The organism is Streptomyces sp. NPDC046261, assembly GCF_040646235.1.
Classification (GTDB): domain Bacteria; phylum Actinomycetota; class Actinomycetes; order Streptomycetales; family Streptomycetaceae; genus Streptomyces.
Window position 1 is genome coordinate 471,194 of record NZ_JBEYZU010000002.1, and the last position, 17,949, is coordinate 489,142.

Annotated in this window: 9 protein-coding genes and 1 tRNA gene; 8 read left to right on the plus strand and 2 right to left on the minus strand. The window is 73.7% G+C overall.

The features are described 5' to 3' along the window. Positions 1–6 precede the first annotated feature (6 nt). The 6 genes from ABZ956_RS06285 (at position 7) to ABZ956_RS06310 (ending at position 12,335) form a co-directional block, all read left to right on the plus strand. The gene (locus tag ABZ956_RS06285; protein ID WP_361887711.1) at positions 7–1,545 is read left to right on the plus strand and encodes a methyltransferase; all 1,539 of its coding nucleotides are present in this window, start codon (positions 7–9) and stop codon (positions 1,543–1,545) included. A 375-nt stretch (positions 1,546–1,920) separates the two neighbouring features. Then, on the plus strand, positions 1,921–4,812 hold the full coding sequence (gene topA / locus ABZ956_RS06290) for a type I DNA topoisomerase (RefSeq protein ID WP_361887713.1): 2,892 nt from the start codon (positions 1,921–1,923) through the stop codon (positions 4,810–4,812). A 306-nt stretch (positions 4,813–5,118) separates the two neighbouring features. Then, entirely contained in the window at positions 5,119–9,039 is a 3,921-nt protein-coding gene (tmk, locus tag ABZ956_RS06295) for a dTMP kinase (RefSeq protein ID WP_361887716.1), read from the plus strand. A gap of 94 nt (positions 9,040–9,133) precedes the next feature. Beyond that, positions 9,134–10,360 carry a DNA polymerase III subunit delta' gene (locus ABZ956_RS06300; RefSeq protein ID WP_361887718.1) on the plus strand — a complete coding sequence of 409 codons (1,227 nt, stop codon included), beginning with the start codon at positions 9,134–9,136 and terminating at the stop codon, positions 10,358–10,360. 240 nt (positions 10,361–10,600) lie between these two features. Next, a complete protein-coding gene (locus tag ABZ956_RS06305) occupies positions 10,601–12,151 on the plus strand; it encodes an alpha/beta hydrolase (protein ID WP_361887721.1) in 1,551 nt (516 codons plus the stop codon). Positions 12,152–12,261: 110 nt separating this feature from the next. Continuing rightward, a tRNA-Thr gene (locus ABZ956_RS06310) sits at positions 12,262–12,335 on the plus strand. A gap of 139 nt (positions 12,336–12,474) precedes the next feature. Here the strand turns inward: ABZ956_RS06310 and ABZ956_RS06315 are convergent. Together ABZ956_RS06315 and ABZ956_RS06320 are read right to left on the minus strand one after the other, a co-directional pair. Further along, on the minus strand, positions 12,475–13,119 hold the full coding sequence (locus ABZ956_RS06315; RefSeq protein WP_361887724.1) for a response regulator transcription factor: 645 nt from the start codon (positions 13,117–13,119) through the stop codon (positions 12,475–12,477). Next, positions 13,119–14,417: a sensor domain-containing protein gene (locus ABZ956_RS06320; protein ID WP_361887727.1), complete on the minus strand. Its 1,299-nt coding sequence runs from the start codon at positions 14,415–14,417 to the stop codon at positions 13,119–13,121. Before ABZ956_RS06320 ends, ABZ956_RS06315 begins: the two co-directional genes overlap by 1 nt. Positions 14,418–14,692: 275 nt before the next feature. Between ABZ956_RS06320 and ABZ956_RS06325 the strand changes: the two genes are divergently transcribed. Together ABZ956_RS06325 and ABZ956_RS06330 are read left to right on the plus strand one after the other, a co-directional pair. Continuing rightward, a complete protein-coding gene (locus tag ABZ956_RS06325; protein ID WP_361887730.1) occupies positions 14,693–15,427 on the plus strand; it encodes an ABC transporter ATP-binding protein in 735 nt (244 codons plus the stop codon). Then, positions 15,421–17,916, plus strand: coding sequence for an ABC transporter permease (locus tag ABZ956_RS06330; RefSeq protein ID WP_361887733.1), 2,496 nt, complete (start codon positions 15,421–15,423; stop codon positions 17,914–17,916). The genes ABZ956_RS06325 and ABZ956_RS06330 overlap by 7 nt, the downstream gene beginning before the upstream one ends. Positions 17,917–17,949 lie beyond the last annotated feature (33 nt).

Consider the following 17,949-nt stretch of genomic DNA (forward strand, 5'->3'; position numbering starts at 1 on the left):
GGCCTGGTGAGTACGACGCACCTCCCCACCGCCGATCCGGCGCGCACCGCCCGACTGCGCGAGGCCCTGCTGGCCGCGGCCTTCACGGCCGACGGCCTCCTCGACCTGCTCGGCGCCTCCGCCTACGCCGCCCTCGCCCGCAGCGAGACCGTCCCCGCCCTGCGGGCCACGCGCGGCGACGGCCCGCTGGAGACGCTGGTCCGGCTCTTCCTGCTGCAGCGGCCCGTGCCGTACGCCCGCGCCGCCGCCGCGCTCCCGGCCGACGACTGCCTGGCCGACGGCTGGCTGGTGCGGGACGGGGCGGACGGTGACCTCGTGCGGGCCGCGGTGGACGTACGCCCCTACGGCGGCCCCGAGGGGCAGGACTGGTGGATCGTCTCCGACCTGGGCTGCGCCGTCGGCGGTGCCGGCGGCATCGCCGGGGGCACGGGCGGGCCCGCCGGGGTGGAGCGTTCGGAGCTCGTGCTCGGGGTGGGCGGCGCGTCCACCACCCTCGCCGGGATCACGGTCCGTACGCCCGTCGCGAGCGCCCTCGACCTGGGCACGGGCTCGGGCATCCAGGCGCTGCACGCCGCCCAGCACGCGGGCCGGGTCACGGCCACCGACCTGAACCCGCGCGCGCTGCACATCACGCGGCTCACACTCGCACTCTCCGGCGCACCGGAGGCCGACCTGCGCCAGGGCTCGCTCTTCGAGCCGGTCGCGGGGGAGACCTTCGACCTGATCGTCTCGAATCCGCCGTTCGTCATCTCGCCCGGCGCCCGACTGACCTACCGCGACGGCGGCATGGGCGGCGACGACCTGTGCCGCACGCTGGTGCGGCAGTCGGCCGACCGGCTCAACGACGGCGGTTACTGCCAGCTGCTCGCCAACTGGCAGCACGTCGAGGGCGAGGACTGGCGGGAGCGGATCTCGTCCTGGGTGCCCAGTGGCTGCGACGCGTGGATCGTGCAGCGCGAGGTGCAGGACGTCGCGCAGTACGCGGAGCTGTGGCTGCGCGACGGCGGGGACCACCGTGCCGCTCCGCAGGAGTACGCGGCCCGCTACGACGCCTGGCTGGAGGAGTTCGAGGCCCGGAAGACCAAGGGCGTGGGATTTGGCTGGATCACGCTGCGTAAGAGCGGCTCGGACCGGCCGTCGGTGACGGCCGAGGAGTGGCCGCACCCGGTCGAGCAGCCGCTGGGTGCGACCGTACGGGCGCATTTCGAGCGGCAGGACTTCCTGCGGACGCACGACGACGCGGCGCTGCTGGGCGCGCGTTTCAAGCTGGCCGACGAGGTCGTGCAGGAGCAGGTCGGGCTGCCGGGCGCCGAGGACCCGGAGCACGTGGTGCTGCGCCAGAACCGCGGGATGCGCCGGGCCACCAAGGTCGACACGGTCGGCGCGGGCTTCGCCGGCGTCTGTGACGGATCCCTGCCCGCCGGCCGCATCCTCGACGCGATCGCCCAGCTTCTCGGCGAGGACCCGGTGCTGCTGCGCGACCGTACGCCGGAGGCCATCCGCATGCTCGTCGAGCAGGGCTTTCTCACTCCGGTGGCCGACTGACGCGCCCGGGGGCGAACGCGCCGAGGGTGAGAAGGGAGTCCGGCAGACCTATGAGAAGGGGAAAAGGAGGGGTCGTGATCGCGTCACATTCCTCCGTCCCCGGTCGCCGGCCCCCTCCCGCCCCGGCCTCGCCCCAGGCGCCCCATGGGGCCCGCCGCTTCGTCGCCGCCCCGGCCGGCTCGCCCTGTGACCGCACGTGTCAGGGCTGTCACACGCGTGGTGTGACGGTCCGGGCGGCAGACAGGACGCTTGTCGGGTTACCGTTCGAGTGGCGTTGCGGGCTTTTTCCGTTTGACACGGGGGCGGGATGTACCGTCACACTCCGCAGCGTCACCGCAACGCCCACACCGAGTGTCGACCGGAAGAAGAGCGAAGTTGTCCCCGACCAGCGAGACCGCACAGGGCGGCCGCCGACTCGTCATCGTCGAGTCGCCTGCCAAGGCGAAGACGATCAAGGGCTACCTCGGCCCCGGATACGTCGTCGAGGCGAGCGTCGGGCACATCCGTGACCTGCCGAACGGGGCCGCCGAGGTCCCGGCCAAGTACAAGGGCGAGCCCTGGGCCCGTCTCGGCGTGAACGTCGACGCCGACTTCCAGCCCATCTACGTCGTCAACACCGACAAGAAGGACCAGGTCAAGAAGCTCAAGGAGCTGCTGGCCGAGTCCGACGAGCTCTTCCTCGCCACCGATGAGGACCGCGAGGGCGAGGCCATCGCCTGGCACCTGCAGGAAGTCCTCAAGCCCAAGGTCCCGGTCCGCCGGATGGTCTTCCACGAGATCACCAAGGACGCGATCCAGGCCGCCGTCGCCAGCCCGCGCGAGCTGAACAAGAAGCTGGTCGACGCCCAGGAGACCCGCCGCATCCTCGACCGCCTCTACGGCTACGAGGTCTCGCCGGTGCTGTGGAAGAAGGTCATGCCCCGGCTGTCCGCCGGCCGGGTGCAGTCCGTGGCCACCCGTCTCGTCGTCGAGCGCGAGCGCGAGCGCATCGCCTTCCGCTCCGCCGAGTACTGGGACCTGACCGGCACCTTCGACACGGGCCGTGGCGGCGACGCCGGCGACCCCGCCACCTTCACCGCCCGGCTGGCCTCGGTCGACGGCCGCCGCGTCGCGCAGGGCCGTGACTTCGGCTCGACTGGACGGCTCAAGGACGGCGCTCAGGTCCTGCACCTGGACGAGGCGGGCGCCCGCGCGCTGGCCGCCGCCCTGGAGCAGACCTCGTTCTCCGTGCGGTCCGTCGAGTCCAAGCCGTACCGCCGCTCCCCGTACGCCCCGTTCCGCACCACCACGCTCCAGCAGGAGGCCTCGCGCAAGCTCGGCTTCGGTGCGAAGGCGACGATGCAGGTGGCCCAGAAGCTGTACGAGAACGGCTTCATCACCTATATGCGTACGGACTCCACGACGCTGTCGGACACGGCCGTCGGTGCCGCCCGCGCACAGGTCACCCAGCTCTACGGCGCCGACTACCTGCCGGAGAAGCCGCGCACGTATGCCGGGAAGGTCAAGAACGCCCAGGAGGCGCACGAGGCCATCCGTCCTTCGGGTGATCGTTTCCGCACTCCCGCGGAGACCGGTCTGACCGGCGACCAGTTCCGCCTCTACGAGCTGATCTGGAAGCGGACCGTCGCCTCCCAGATGAAGGACGCGACCGGCAACTCCGTCACCGTCCGCATCGCCGGCCGGGCGAGCGACGGCCGGGACGCCGAGTTCAGCGCGTCCGGCAAGACGATCACCTTCCACGGCTTCATGAAGGCCTACGTCGAGGGCGCCGACGACCCGAACGCCGAGCTCGACGACCGTGAGCGCCGGCTGCCGCAGGTCGGCGAGGGCGACCCGCTGACGGCCGAGGAGATCACCGCCGACGGCCACGCGACCAAGCCCCCGGCCCGCTACACCGAGGCCTCGCTGGTCAAGGAGCTCGAGGAGCGGGAGATCGGCCGCCCGTCGACGTACGCGTCGATCATCGGCACGATCCTCGACCGCGGCTACGTCTTCAAGAAGGGCACGGCGCTCGTGCCGTCCTTCCTGAGCTTCGCCGTGGTCAACCTGCTGGAGAAGCACTTCGGCCGACTCGTCGACTACGACTTCACCGCCTCCATGGAGGAGGACCTCGACCGCATCGCCCGCGGCGAGGCCCAGGCCGTGCCGTGGCTGCGCCGCTTCTACTTCGGCGAGGGCTCCGAGGGCGTGGCGGGCGGTGCCGCCGACGCGGGCAACGGCGACGGCGACCACCTCGGCGGTCTGAAGGAGCTGGTCACCGACCTGGGCGCGATCGACGCCCGCGAGGTGTCCTCGTTCCCCGTCGGCGAGGGCATCATGCTGCGCGTCGGCCGCTACGGTCCGTACGTGGAGCGCGGCGAGAAGGACACCGAGGGCCACCAGCGCGCGGACGTGCCGGAGGATCTCGCTCCGGACGAGCTGACGGTGGCGCACGCGGAGGAGCTGCTGGCCAAGCCGAGCGGCGACTTCGAGCTGGGCACCGACCCGGCCACCGGGCACCCGATCGTCGCCCGCGACGGCCGTTACGGCCCGTACGTCACCGAGGTGCTGCCCGAGGACACCCCGAAGACCGGCAAGAACGCGGTCAAGCCGCGGACCGCCTCGCTCTTCAAGTCCATGTCCCTCGACACGGTCACCCTCGAGGACGCCCTCAAGCTGATGTCGCTGCCGCGCGTCGTCGGCAAGGACGCCGAAGGCGTGGAGATCACCGCCCAGAACGGCCGCTACGGCCCGTACCTGAAGAAGGGCACGGACTCGCGGTCGCTGGAGACCGAGGACCAGCTCTTCAGCATCACGCTGGACGAGGCCCTCGCGATCTACGCGCAGCCCAAGCAGCGCGGCCGTGCCGCGGCCAAGCCGCCGCTGAAGGAGCTGGGCACCGACCCGGTCAGCGAGCGTCCGGTCGTGGTCAAGGACGGCCGCTTCGGCCCGTACGTCACCGACGGCGAGACGAACGCGACGCTGCGCCGCGACGACGACGTCGAAACGATCACGCCCGAGCGCGGCTACGAGCTGCTGGCGGAGAAGCGCGCCAAGGGGCCGGCCAAGAAGACGGCGAAGAAGGCCACGGCGAAGAAGACGGCGGCCAAGAAGACGACCGCCAAGAAGACCGCGGCGAAGAAGACGGCCGCCAAGAAGACGACCGCGACGAAGAAGACCGCCGCGGCGACGAAGGCGACGGCGACGAAGGCGGCCGCCAAGAAGACGACGGCGAAGAAGACCGCCGCGTCGGCCAACGCCTCCGGGGCGACGTCCGACACGGAATAAGACGACGTCCGACACGGGCTCGGACGACGTCCGACAGGGACTCGGACGGCGTCCGACAGGGACTCGGTCGGCGTCCGACACGGACTCGGACGGCGTCCGACACGGAACAGACGCGGAACAGACGGAGCCGCCGGTACGCCGGCGGTCCGGGCGAACGTCAGGCGAACGTCAGGGCGGTGGGCCGGATTCCGGGCCGCCGCCCTGACGTTTTGTCCCGGTCGGTCGTTCGTCTTCCGTTCGCGCGCATGTTCGTGCATGTGTTCGGGGAGGCGTCCCGTATCGGGGCACTCCGGATAGGCTGGCAGGATGACGCGAGCCGAGCAGCCACCAGTGGACACCCCCACATCCGGCGCCCTAGCCGCGGACTCCCGCGAGCGTGCCGTACGAGCCCTGCTGCGCTTCCGTCCGCTCAGGCGGCTGTGGAGCGCCCAGTTCGCGGGCGGGGTCGGTGACGCCCTCGCCCTCCTCGTGCTCCTCCTGCTGGCACTGCAGGCGGCGGTCGCCTCGGGGTCGTTCGGCGGTGGTTACCGGGGCGCGGCGCTCGCCGTCGCGGCCGTCATCGGCGCGCGGCTGCTCGCGACGCTGCTCTCCGGCGCGGTCCTGCTGGGCCCGCTGTCCTCGCTCTTCGCCCCGGCCGGTCCGCTCGACCGCCGCTGGACGATGATCGGCGCGGACGGGGTGCGGCTGGCGCTGCTCGCCGTCGCGCCGACCTGGATCGACTGGACCCAGCGCACGGCCCTCACATGGCTGCTCGTCACGGCCTTCGTCGTCGGCGTCGCCGAGCGCGTCTGGACGGTGGCGAAGGACCAGGCGGCGCCCGCGTTGCTGCCCGCCGCGCCGCCGGAGGGCGCCGCCGTGCGCCCGCTGCCGGACCACTACGAGGCGCTGCGCCGCCTGTCGCTGCGCACGACCTTCGTCGCGCTGCCTGTCGCCGCCGCGGCACTCGTCGCCGTCACGCTGCTCGGCAACCTCCTGGGCTCCGGGATCGACTGGTTCCACCAGCACCAGGCGGCCCTCGGCTCGTACCTCGCGGCCGGGCTCTTCGCGACGTCGCTCGCGATCCTGTACGTCCTCCGGCTGCCCGTCCTCCCTGAGGGCGTGCAGGTGCCGCGTGTGCGCTCCCCGCTGGAGGGCATGCGCCGCCCCAAGAACGCCCAGGGCGTGCCCGACAAGGGCCGCACGGGCGCCATCCCGGTGCTCGTTCTGGCGTGCGCGGCCATCGCGGGCGCGATCGCCGCGGGCGTCGGCGTCGCCACGCTGCAGGCCATGGACCTGGGCGGCGGCCCGGTGGGCTTCGGCCTGCTCGTCCTCGCGCTCGCCGGCGGCCCGGTCGCGGGCATCCGCGGCGCCCGGAAGGTGCTGCCCGGCTTCTCGCGCCGCCGCCTTCTCGCGCTGGCCCTCGCCCTGACGGGCCTGGCGCTGCTGGCCGCCGGCCTGGTGAACGACGCCACGACCGTGCTGCTGCTCGTCGCCCTGGCCGGCGTGTCCGCCGGGGTCGTCGCCAACACCGGTCACTCCCTGCTCGACCAGGAGACCGAGGAGGGCCGCCGGGCCCGTACGACCGATCACCTGCACGCCGTCGTCCGCGTCACCGTCGCCGTCGGCGCCGTCGTGGCGCCGCTGCTGGCCGCCGCCATCGGCCCGCACCGGATCGAGGACGGCAGCTTCGTCTTCGCGCACGGCGGGGCGGCGTTCACCCTGATGCTCGTCGGCGCGCTCCTGCTGCCCGTCGGCGCGCTGGTCCTGGGCAAAACGGACGACCGTCACGGCGTGCCCTTCCACAAGGACCTGCTGGACTCGCTGCGCGGCGGCGATGCGGTGGAGGGTGTCAGCGGCACCGGTTTCTTCATCGCCTTCGAGGGCGGCGACGGCGCCGGGAAGTCCACGCAGGTGCAGGCCGTCGCGGAGTGGATCCGCGCCAAGGGCCACGAGGTCGTCGTCACCCGCGAGCCGGGCGCCACGGCCATCGGCAAGCGGCTGCGGGCGATCCTGCTGGACGTCGCTTCCGCCGGCCTGTCGGACCGCGCGGAGGCGCTGCTGTACGCGGCCGACCGCGCCGAGCACGTCGCCTCCGTCGTACGGCCCGCCCTGGAGCGCGGCGCCGTCGTCATCACGGACCGCTACATCGACTCCTCCGTCGCCTACCAGGGCGCCGGGCGGGACCTCTCGCCGACCGAGATCGCCCGCATCTCGCGCTGGGCGACGGACGGGCTCGTGCCGAACCTGACGGTGCTGCTCGACGTCTCGCCCGAGACCGCGCGCGAACGTTTCACCGAGGCGCCCGACCGGCTGGAGTCCGAGCCGGCCGAGTTCCACCAGCGCGTCCGGGCCGGGTTCCTGACCCTGGCCGCGGCCGACCCCGCCCGCTACCTCGTCGTGGACGCCGGCCAGGAGCCGGAGGCGGTCACCACCGTCGTACGCCACCGCCTCGACCAGCTCCTGCCGCTCTCCGCGGCCGAGATCAAGGCCCGCGAGGAGGCCCGTGAGGCGGCCCGCAAGGCCGCCGAGGAAGAGGCCCGGCGCAAGGCCGAGGAGGAGGCCGCCCGCAAGGCGGAGGAGGCCCGTCTGGAGCGCGAGCGCCAGGAGCAGCTCGCCCGCCTGCGGGCGGAGGAAGAGGAGCGCCGGCGCCGCGAGGCCGAGGAGGCCCGCCGGCTCGAGGCCGAACGCCAGGCGGAGGAGGCCCGCCGGCGCGCCGAGGAAGCCCGCCGGCAGGCCGAGGAGGAGCGCCGCCGCCGCGAGGCGGAGGAGCGCGCCCGGGCCGCCGAACAGGAACGCCTGCGCAAGCAGGCGGCCGAGGAGGCGCGCCTGCGCGCCGAGGCCGAGGAACGGCGCCTGGAGAAGCAGCGCAAGGCCGAGGAGGCCCTGCTGCGGGCCGAGCGCGCCAGGGTGGCGGCGGAGGCGGCGGCTGCCGCTGCGGCTGGTGCCGCGGGTGCGGGTGCCGGTGCTGCGGGTGCAGGTGCCGATGCCGGTGTTGCGGGTGCGGCGGGTGGTGCTTCTGCCGGTGCCGCTGCGTCGGGTGCGGCTGCCGGTGGTGACGCGCGGACGGTCGAGACGCCGGCTCCGCGTACGGCTGCCGCCGCGCGTGATGCGGCGGAGGCGCCGACGGTGGAGAGGCCGTCGTTGCGCAAGGACGCCGGGGAGCGTGGGCAGCAGGCCCACGGCGGTGCGGATGCGCGGACGGTCGAGACGCCGGCTCCGCGTACGGCTGCCGCCGCGCGTGATGCGGCGGAGGCGCCGACGGTCGAGAGGCCGTCGTTGCGCAAGGGCGCCGCGGGGGATGCCGGGGAGCGTGGGCAGCAGGCCCGGGACGCGGCTGCCCGTGGCGGTGCGGATGCGCGGACGGTGGAGGCGCCGGCTCCGCGTGCGGGTGGCGCGAGTGACGCGCGGACGGTCGAGACGCCGGCTCCGCGTGTGGATGACGAGGACGATGCGGGGCGGGCCCCCGTTGTCGGGACGGCTTCGTTCCGTAAGCCGGCGCCGCGTGAGGCCGCGGCGACGCCGGACCCGCGGTCCTCCCTCGCCGCCGACCCGGCCACCCGGACGGCGGCCGGCGCGCCCGCGCCGCGTGCCGGGGACGCGCCGACCGTCGAGACCCCCTCGCCGCGCCGCCCGGCGCAGCGCGACGCCGAGGAGGCGCAGACCGTCCAGACGCCGGTGGTGCACCGGCCCGACCCGCGTGACGCGGGACCGCGGCCCGCGCCCGCGAGCGCGGAGGACGAGACGGCGATCCTGCCGCCGGTGCCGCCCGTGCCGCACGAGGCCCCGGGTGCGGAGGACGAGACGGCGCTGCTGCCGCCCGTGCCGCCCACGAGTGCCGAGGACGAGACCGCCGTGCTGCCGCCCACGCCGTCCAGGGGGCCGCTCGAACAGCGCGTCACCTGGGGCGTCACCCCGGCGGCGACCGGCGCCGAGGCGGAGGAGACCGCGGTGCGGCCGAAGCCGTCCGTGCGGGAGGAGAATCCGGCGGACCGGGTGCCGGACTGGCTGTTCCGGCCGGAGGACGAGGCCGAGCGTACGCGCGAGCTGCCGCCCGTCGCGGCGGACGGGTCGTACGAGCAGGAGCGGCCCGCACGGCGGCCGCGCCGCAGGCCGGAGTGGGCCGACGACGCCCCGACCCTCGCGGACGACCTCCTCGGCGGACGCCACCTCGAGGACGACCGCGGCGACGACCGCGCCGACGGCCGTGAGGACGGCTCTCGCGGCGGCAGGGGACGCGGGCGCCGGTAGGCGCCGACGGACCGGACGACCGGACGCGGGCCGCGCTGTCAGTGGCGTGTCCCACAATGGGTAACCGCAGGACCGGACAGCGCGGAGGACAGCCATGGCGGTGTGGGACGACCTGGTCGGCCAGGACCGGGTGATCGAGCAGCTCGCCGCTGCCGCGCGGGACGCGGACGCGCTGGTCACGGCCGACGCCGCGCCCGTGGCCGCCGCCGTGGCCGCGTCTGCCGGGGCGTCCAAGATGACGCACGCGTGGCTGTTCACGGGCCCGCCCGGCTCCGGACGGGCCACCGCCGCCCGGGCCTTCGCGGCAGCGCTGCAGTGCGTCAGCCCGGACCGGTCGTTCGGGGCCGCCCCGGGCTGCGGTTTCTGCGAGGGCTGTCACACCACGCTGGTGGGGACGCACGCCGACGTCGAGATCGTCCGTACCGACGTGCTGTCCATCGGCGTCAAGGAGACGCGTGACCTCGTCCGGCGCGCCCAGCTGTCCCCGGCGGGCGGCCGCTGGCAGGTGATCGTCCTGGAGGACGCGGACCGGCTGACCGAGGGCGCCGGCAACGTCCTGCTCAAGGCGGTCGAGGAGCCCGCTCCGCGCACGGTGTGGCTGCTGTGCGCGCCGTCCCTGGAGGACGTGCTGCCGACGATCCGGTCCCGCTGCCGGTCGCTGACCCTGCGGACGCCGCCCGTCGCCGCGGTCGCGGACCTCCTCGTCCGGCGGGACGGCATCGAGCCGGCACTCGCCGCGCAGGCGGCCACGGCCACCCAGGGCCACATCGGCCGGGCCCGCCGCCTCGCCACGGACGAGCGTGCCCGGGCCCGCCGGGAGACCGTCCTGAAGATGCCGCTGCGCGTCGCGGACATGGGCGGCGCCCTCAAGGCCGCCCAGGAGCTCATCGACGCCGCCGCCGAGGACGCCAAGCAGGTCGCCGAGGAGGTCGACACCAAGGAGACCGAGGAGCTGCGCGCCGCGCTGGGCGCCGCGGCCGGCACCGGCGGGCGCCTCCCGCGCGGCACCGCCGGCGCGATGAAGGAGCTCCAGGACCGGCAGAAGCGCCGCGCGACCCGTACGCAGCGCGACACCCTCGACCTGGCCCTCACCGACCTCACCGGTTTCTACCGCGACGTCCTGGCGATACAGCTCGGCTCGCGCGTCGCCCTCGCCAACCCGGACGCCCGTGCCACCCTGGAGCGCATCGCCTCCGAGTCCCGGCCGGAGGCGACGCTGCGCCGCATCGAGGCCATCGGCGCCTGCCGGCAGGCCCTCGACCGGAATGTGGCGCCGCTGCTCGCCGTCGAGGCGATGGCGGTCGCCCTGCGGGCGGGGTGACCGGAGGGCGGAGCCGTGAGTAGTACGGGCGAGGGTGGGCACACCGCAGGTTGGGTGATTCCTCACTCGTACGAGGAGTAGTGGCCGGTAAGGCTGGCCAAGGCGGGTATCCGTCCGGATACGCTCCGTATGCCGTGCACGTCCTGCGCATTTACGTATGTACCGCTATGTATGCACGGCCGTGCGACATACGTCCACAGCAGCTCCGCCCACCTGTCTCCCACACCGAGGGACCAGCCTATGGACACCCGCCGCCTGCTCCGCACCTCCGGCACGCTGGCCGCGACCGCGGCCCTGCTGATCTCGGCCGCAGTCTCGGGAGGCGCGGCGCCGAGCGCGGCCGCGTCGGGCAGAGCGCAGGACGGGGTCCCCACGGCCCTGAGGCCGTACTACGAGCAGAAGCTGAGCTGGCACGCCTGCGCGGGCAAGCGCCCGGGCTTCGAGTGCGCCACGCTGCGGGCGCCGCTGGACTACGCGCGCCCCTCCGCCGGCGAGGACCTCAAGCTCGCCGTCTCCCGCAAGAAGGCGACCGGCCCCGGCAAGCACCTGGGCTCGCTCATGGTCAATCCCGGTGGCCCGGGCGGCTCGGCCATCACCTTCCTCCAGGGCTACGCGGCCGCCGTCTACCCCGCCCCCGTCCGCGCCCGCTACGACATGGTGGCGATGGACCCGCGCGGAGTGGCCGCGAGCGAGCCCGTCACCTGCCTGTCCGACGCGGACATGGACGCCTACACCAAGGTCGACGCGACCCCGGACGACGACCGGGAGGTCAGCGAACTGACCGCCGCCTTCAAGAAGTTCGCGGGCGCCTGCGCGGCCCGTTCCGGCAAGCTGCTCCGCCATGTCTCGACCGTCGAGGCCGCCCGCGACATGGACGTCTTCCGGGCCGCCCTGGGCGACGACAAGCTGCACTACGTCGGCGCCTCGTACGGCACCTTCCTGGGCGCCACCTACGCCGGGCTGTTCCCGTCGCGGGTCGGCCGGCTCGTCCTCGACGGCGCGCTCGACCCCTCGCTCGGCGCGGAAGAGGTCAACCGCGATCAGACGGCGGGCTTCCAGACCGCCTTCGCCTCCTTCGCGGCGGACTGCGCCCGGCACGAGGACTGCCCGATCGAGGGCGGTGGCCGCGCCGAGGTCGCCGGGGCCCGGCTCAAGTCGTTCTTCGCCCGTCTCGACCGCCGCCCCGTTCCCACCGGCAAATCCCGTGAGCTGACCGAAAGCCTCGCCACTACGGGCGTGATTTCCGCCATGTACGACGAGGCGGCCTGGCCCCTCCTGCGCAAGGCCCTGCGCACCGCGCAGCACGGTGACGGCGCCCTGCTGCTGCGGCTCTCGGACGCCTACTACGAGCGCAACGAACGCGGCGTCTACACCAACCTCATGCCCGCCAACTCGGCCGTGAACTGTCTCGACCTGCCGCCCGCCTTCCACGGCCCGGACGGCGTCCGGCGTGCCCTCGCCGACTTCGAGAAGGCGTCCCCGGCGCTCGGGACGAGCTTCGCGTGGGCCGCTCTGAGCTGCGGATACTGGCCGGTCCCGGCCGTCGGAGCCCCCCACCGCATCACGGCGCCGGGCGCCGCCCCCATCCTCGTCGTGGGCACCACCCGCGACCCGGCCACCCCCTACCGCTGGGCCCGCGCGCTGGCCGCCCAGCTCTCCTCGGGCCGCCTGCTCACCTACGACGGCGACGGCCACACCGCCTACAACCGGGGCAGCGCCTGCGTGGACTCCGCGATCAACGACTACCTCCTCACCACCACCCCGCCCCCCGCCTCCCGCAAGTGCTCCTGACCCACCCCTGACCTGCGGGATCCCCTCGCGCAGCACCGTGTACGGAGCACCCTCGGAAACTGTGTAGACTTGGGCCCGCTGCTGATGCCAACCTCGGCGTCCGGCAGCGCGCCGCCTTAGCTCAGTTGGCCAGAGCAACGCACTCGTAATGCGTAGGTCTCGGGTTCGAATCCCGAAGGCGGCTCCGAGCGAAACCGCAGGTCGTGTCCACGACCTGCGGTTTCTTTGTTTTGGTGATCTTGGAATGCCGCAAGCTACCCCTCTTCGGGGCACTGACGAGTCCGGGGCCTGTCCGTTCCGCCGGGCAGGCCCCGCGACGGGGCTCAGCCCCGCAGGTAGGCGAGGACGGCGAGAACCCGGCGGTTCGTCGCGTCGGTCAGGGAGAGGTCGAGCTTCGTCAGGATGCTGCCGAAGTGCTTGCTGACCGTTCCCTCGCTGACGTGCAGTGCCGCGGCGACCGAGGCGTTGGACCGTCCCTCCGCCATGAGCGCGAGCACTTCCTGCTCGCGGACGGTGAGTCTCGACAGGGGGTCGCGGCGGTGCCGGAGCAATTGCCGGACCACCTCCGGGTCCACCACCGTGGCTCCCTGGGCGACCCGCTGGACGGCGTCGACGAACTCCTCGACGTGTCCGATCCGTTCCTTGAGCAGGTAGCCGACGCGGGTCCCGTCCGCGGAGTCGAGCAGTTCCTCGGCGTAGGAGCGCTGGACGTACTGGCTGAGGACCAGGATGGGCAGGGCCGGGTCCCGCTCCCGCAGGGCGATCGCGGCCCGCAGGCCCTCGTCGCTGAAACCGGGCGGCATGCGCACATCCGTCACCACGATGTCCGGCCGGTGCTCGGCGACCGCCGCGGTCAGCTCCTGAGCGGTGCCGACGCCGGCCACGACCTGGTGCCCGAAGCGCTCCAGGAGGCCCACGAGCCCCTCGCGCAGCAGCACGCTGTCCTCGGCCAACACGATGCGCAACATCAAACCTCGTTCAGGCGGGGACCGACGGGAGTACAGGGAATCCGCAAGCTGAAGACGGTGGGCCCGCCGGGCGGACTGGACACCAGCAGCCGGCCGCCGGCCACCGAGATGCGGTCGGCCACGCCCTGGAGCCCGGTACCGGTGGCCGTGTCCGCGCCGCCCTTGCCGTTGTCCGTGACGTCCACGGTCAGCATGCCCGACTCGAGCCTGCCCCGTACGCCGGCCCGCGTCGCCTCGCTGTGCTTGGCCACGTTCGCCAACGCCTCGCAGATCGCGAAGTACACGGCCGTCTCGACCGGTTCCCGCAGCCGGCCCGGCAGGTCGAACTCCACGTCCACGGGGACCGCCGACCGGTCGGCGACGTCCTCGACCGCGGCCGGCAACCCGCGGTCGGTGAGCACTTGGGGGTGGATGCCGCGAATGAGTTCCCTGATCTCCACCAGGGCGGTCCCCGCCTCCTCGTGCGCCTTGACGAGGAGGCCGTTCAACGGCTCGCCCGGATTCTCCAGCCTGGCCAGGCCGAGCGTCATCGACAGGGCGACGAGCCGCTGTTGGGCGCCGTCGTGGAGGTCGCGTTCGATCCTGCGGCGCTCGGCCTCGAAGGCGTCGACCAGCCTCAGCCGGGAACGGCCCAGCTCCTGGATGCGGGAGTCGACGTCGGCCTCCCGTGTGGACAGCAGCTGCCGGGTCAGTACCGCGCGCCCCGCGGCCACCGCGCCCAGCGGATAGGCGAGCAGAGGCAGCAGGACCGCACCGGCGAGCGCGGCGCCGAACGCCTCCGGATACGTCTCGGCCGTCCATATCTTGAGGACGCGGGCCTCCTCGCCGCCACCGGCCGTGGCCATGACGACGGGTGTGCTCAGCAGCCCGCCGCACACCACGATCACCGTCCCCACCACCAGCCCCTCCAGAGGCCACAGCACACAGCCGAACAACACCGCGTACCCCAACTCCCGCCAAGTGGACTGCTCCTTGAACCGCAGACGCGCCCAGGCCGTCAGGCCCGTGCCCTCCGGATCGCGGTGGGGGCTGACCAGGACGCCGGAGTCGATGAGGAGCAGCCTGCGGCGTTCGACCGCGGCCAGCGGAATGCCCGAGAGCGCGAGCATGAGCAGCAGCGGGATCCCGATCAGGGCCACCGCGAGCACGCTGCCCGCGACGGCCAGCAGAAGCAGCGACGTCAGGGTGGCCACCCCGAGCGCCACGCTGGACGACAGATACAGGGCCGCTCGCCACGGCCAGCTGCTCAGGACGTAGCGAGGCGACTGGAGCGCCTGCCAGACGGTGGGGCAATGCATGATCGAACCGTAAGCGGCCCGTTCCGGAGTGACCACCCACCTAGCTCCACCTTCTGAGTGGCCGCTGTCTCCCGGCCAACGGATCTTACGGGAGGCGGGACTTCAGGTGGGCCGGTGCGCCCCGGACGGGGGCAGGGTCCTGTCAGCCGCAACTTCCTGCCCTGGGCGGCCACCCGGGCACAGCAGGCATCCAGGACGGGGTGGAGCTACCTCCACCACCAGGACTCCGCCTCCCTGCGATGTGCGCGGAGCCCGATCCGGATTGAGTGGTCGGTATGAATCAAGCAGCCGTCCGGCTCAGTTCGGTCACCCGGTCCTTCGGAACAGGTGCCGGCGCGGTGACCGCACTGGACCGAGTCAGTCTGACGATCCCCAAGGGCACCTTCACCGCTGTCATGGGCCCTTCCGGTTCCGGCAAGTCGACTCTGCTCCAGTGCACCGCCGGGCTCGACCGGCCCACGAGCGGCAGCGTGATGCTGGGCGACACCGACCTGACGACGCTCAGCGAGACCAAGCTGACCCTGCTGCGGCGCGAGCGCATCGGCTTCGTGTTCCAGGCGTTCAACCTGCTGCCCTCGCTCACCGCGGAGCAGAACGTGGCGCTCCCCCTGCGCCTCGCGGGCCGCCGGATCAAGCGGTCGGCCGTCCTCGACGTCCTGGACCAGGTGGGACTCCGCGAGCGGGCCGGTCACCGGCCCAGCGAGATGTCCGGCGGCCAGCAGCAGCGCGTGGCGCTGGCCAGGGCGCTTGTCACCCGTCCCGAGGTGCTCTTCGGTGACGAGCCGACCGGTGCCCTGGACTCCCGGACGGGCCGTGAGGTCCTGGCGCTGCTGCGGGGCATGACGGACCTGGGCCACACCGTGATCATGGTGACGCACGACCCGGTCGCCGCCTCGTACGCGGACCGGGTGCTGTTCCTGGCGGACGGCATCGTGCAGGACGAACTGCTCGCGCCGTCCGCGGAGCAGGTCGCCGCGCGCATGACCCGCCTGGCGGTGGTCCCGTGCTGAGCCTGGCGCTGCGCGGCATGCGGACCCGATGGGTCACGTTCGTCGGCTCCTTCGTGGCGCTGGCCCTGGGCGTGGCGCTCATCGCCGCCACCGGCCTCGCGCTGGCCGCCACCTTCGAGGCCCCGGAGCGGGGCCCGGAACGCTTCGCCGCGGCGCCCGTGGTGGTCCAGGCGTCGGACACGCTGCGGGTGCTGACCCCGATCGGCGTGCGCACGCAGCGCCTCGCCGACCCGAAGGCCGTGCCCGAGAACCTGACCGCCCGGCTCCGGGGGCTGGGCCGCACGGTCGAGGACCGGTCGTTCTCCCTCACGGTCGCCGGCGCCCGTCTCGACGGCGGCGGTACGACAACGGTCGGCCACCCGTGGTCGATCGCCGCCGCCACCCCCTACCGGCTCACCGACGGCCGGGCCCCCGCGGGGGCCTCGGAGGTCGTGGTCACCTCCGGTCCCCGGTCCGACGTACGGCTGGGCGAGCGCGTCACCGTCGTCACGCCCGCCGGAAGCAGCGAGCGGACGGTCGTCGGGACGGTGCGGGCCACCGACTTCGAGACCGCGGTGTTCTTCACCGACGCCGAGGCCGCCAGACTCTCGCCGCGCGTCGACGCGGTGGTGGTGCACGCGAAGGCCGCCACCGTACGCGAGGCCGTCGGGACCGAGTCCGGCATGGTGGTCCTCACCGGCGACGACCGGCGCGACGCCGACCCGGACCCCGACCGGGACAGCGAAGCCCTGGTCGCGGTCAACGCGCTGCTGGGCACCGCGGCGGCCATCACGGGTTTCGTGTCGGTCTTCGTGGTCGCGTCGACGTTCTCCTTCGCCGTGGCCCAGCGCCGGCGCGAGTTCGGCCTGCTGCGGACGGCGGGCGCCACGCCACGCCAGGTGCGGCGGATGGTGTTCGCCGAGGCGGTCGTCATCGGGGTGCTGGCCTCGGCCTTCGGCTGCCGGCTCGGGCACGTCGGCGCCCCCCGGCTCGCCGGGTGGCTGGTCGACGCCGGGATCGCCCCCTCCTGGTTCGCCGTCGGCGACCGGACCTGGCCGCTGCACGCCGCCTTCTGGACGGGCTTGTGCGTGGCGATGGCCGGTGTCGTGGTCTCCTCGCGCCGGGCCGGGAAGGTCGGGCCCACCGAGGCCCTGCGCGACGCCGCCGTCGACAGCCGCGCCATGCCCCCGAGCCGCTGGCTGCTGGGGGCCGGGGTCCTGCTGACCGGCCTCGGCCTGCTGTGCTGGGCGCTCGTCACCGAGCCCGGGGACGTGCTGAAGCGGAAGACGTACATCACCCAGCCGATGCTGCTGATCGTCGGATTCGCGCTCTTCGCGCCCGCCCTGGTCCGGCCGCTGGTGCTGCTCATGACCTGGCTGCCCGCGCGGCTGCCCGGCGCCACCGGCCTGCTGGCGCGGCAGAACGCCGCCACGAGCGTGCGCCGGACGGCCGCGGTGGCCGCCCCCGTCATCATCACGGTCGCCCTGGCCACCTCCCTGATGGGTACGACGGCCACCATCAACGAGGCCAAGGCCACCGAGGCGAAGGCCCAGACGGCCGCCGACTATCTCGTGACCGCGCGGGGCGACGACGGCGCGGTGCCCGCGGGCTTCGTGCGGCAGGCGGGGCAGATCCCCGGCACGGTCGTCAGCGCCTCCCGGTCCACCGCGGTGACGGTGCTGGAGGAAGGCGTCGCGTTGGTCAAGTCCGAGGCCAGGGCCGTGGAACCGGCGGATCTCGCCGCGGTGTCCGCGCTGCCCGTGGCGTCGGGCCGGGTGAGCGACCTCGACGACGGGAGCATCATCGTCAACGAGGAGTGGCAGACACGGACCGTCGGCCAGCGCGTGACGGTATGGCTCGGTGACGGCCGTCAGGCATCGCTGCGCATCGCCGCGGTGCTCCGGGTCGGCACCGGGAACAACGGCGTGTACGTCACACCGCGCAACGCCGCCGGCGCGGCCGTCGACCGCGTCGACATCAAGCTCCGCGAGGGCGCGGACAAGGCGGCCGTCGCCGCCGGGCTGCGCGATGCCGGTCTGGCGACCGGCGTGCAGGTCCTGACGAAGGACGCCTGGGTGGCCGAGCACTATCCGCGGTCCAGCGAGAACACCCGCCTGGGACTGCTGCTGATTCTCGGCATCGCCCTGGTCTACACGGCCATCGCGCTGGCGAACACGCTGGTCATGGCCACCTCCGACCGCGTCCGCGACCTCGCGGTGCTCCGGCTGACCGGGGCGACCACGCCCCAGGTGCTGCGGCTCGTGGCCGTCGAGGCGGTGGTGGTCGTGGCCGTGGGCACGGTGCTCGGCGCCGTGGTGTCGGCTCTCAACCTGCTCGGCGTCCGGGGCGCCCTGGGCCTGCTCTCCGTCCGGTCACCGCTGGTCGTGCCCTGGGAGACCATCGGCGCCGTGGTGGCCGCGAGCGCCGTACTGGCCGCGGTGGCCGCCGTCGTGCCGGCGTTCGCGGCGCTGCGTACGAGGCCGGTCGAGCTGGCGGGAGTGCGTGAGTAGCGCGCCCCCAGGAGCCACCGGCATCCCCCACTC

Excerpts from the sequence above, each read along its gene's own strand:
- tmk (WP_361887716.1), top strand. The coding sequence starts at position 5,119 with ATGACGCGAGCCGAGCAGCCACCAGTGGACACCCCCACATCCGGCGCC.
- ABZ956_RS06300 (WP_361887718.1), top strand. The coding sequence starts at position 9,134 with ATGGCGGTGTGGGACGACCTGGTCGGCCAGGACCGGGTGATCGAGCAG.
- ABZ956_RS06305 (WP_361887721.1), top strand. The coding sequence starts at position 10,601 with ATGGACACCCGCCGCCTGCTCCGCACCTCCGGCACGCTGGCCGCGACC.
- ABZ956_RS06315 (WP_361887724.1), bottom strand. The coding sequence starts at position 13,119 with ATGTTGCGCATCGTGTTGGCCGAGGACAGCGTGCTGCTGCGCGAGGGG.
- ABZ956_RS06320 (WP_361887727.1), bottom strand. The coding sequence starts at position 14,417 with ATGCATTGCCCCACCGTCTGGCAGGCGCTCCAGTCGCCTCGCTACGTC.
- ABZ956_RS06325 (WP_361887730.1), top strand. The coding sequence starts at position 14,693 with ATGAATCAAGCAGCCGTCCGGCTCAGTTCGGTCACCCGGTCCTTCGGA.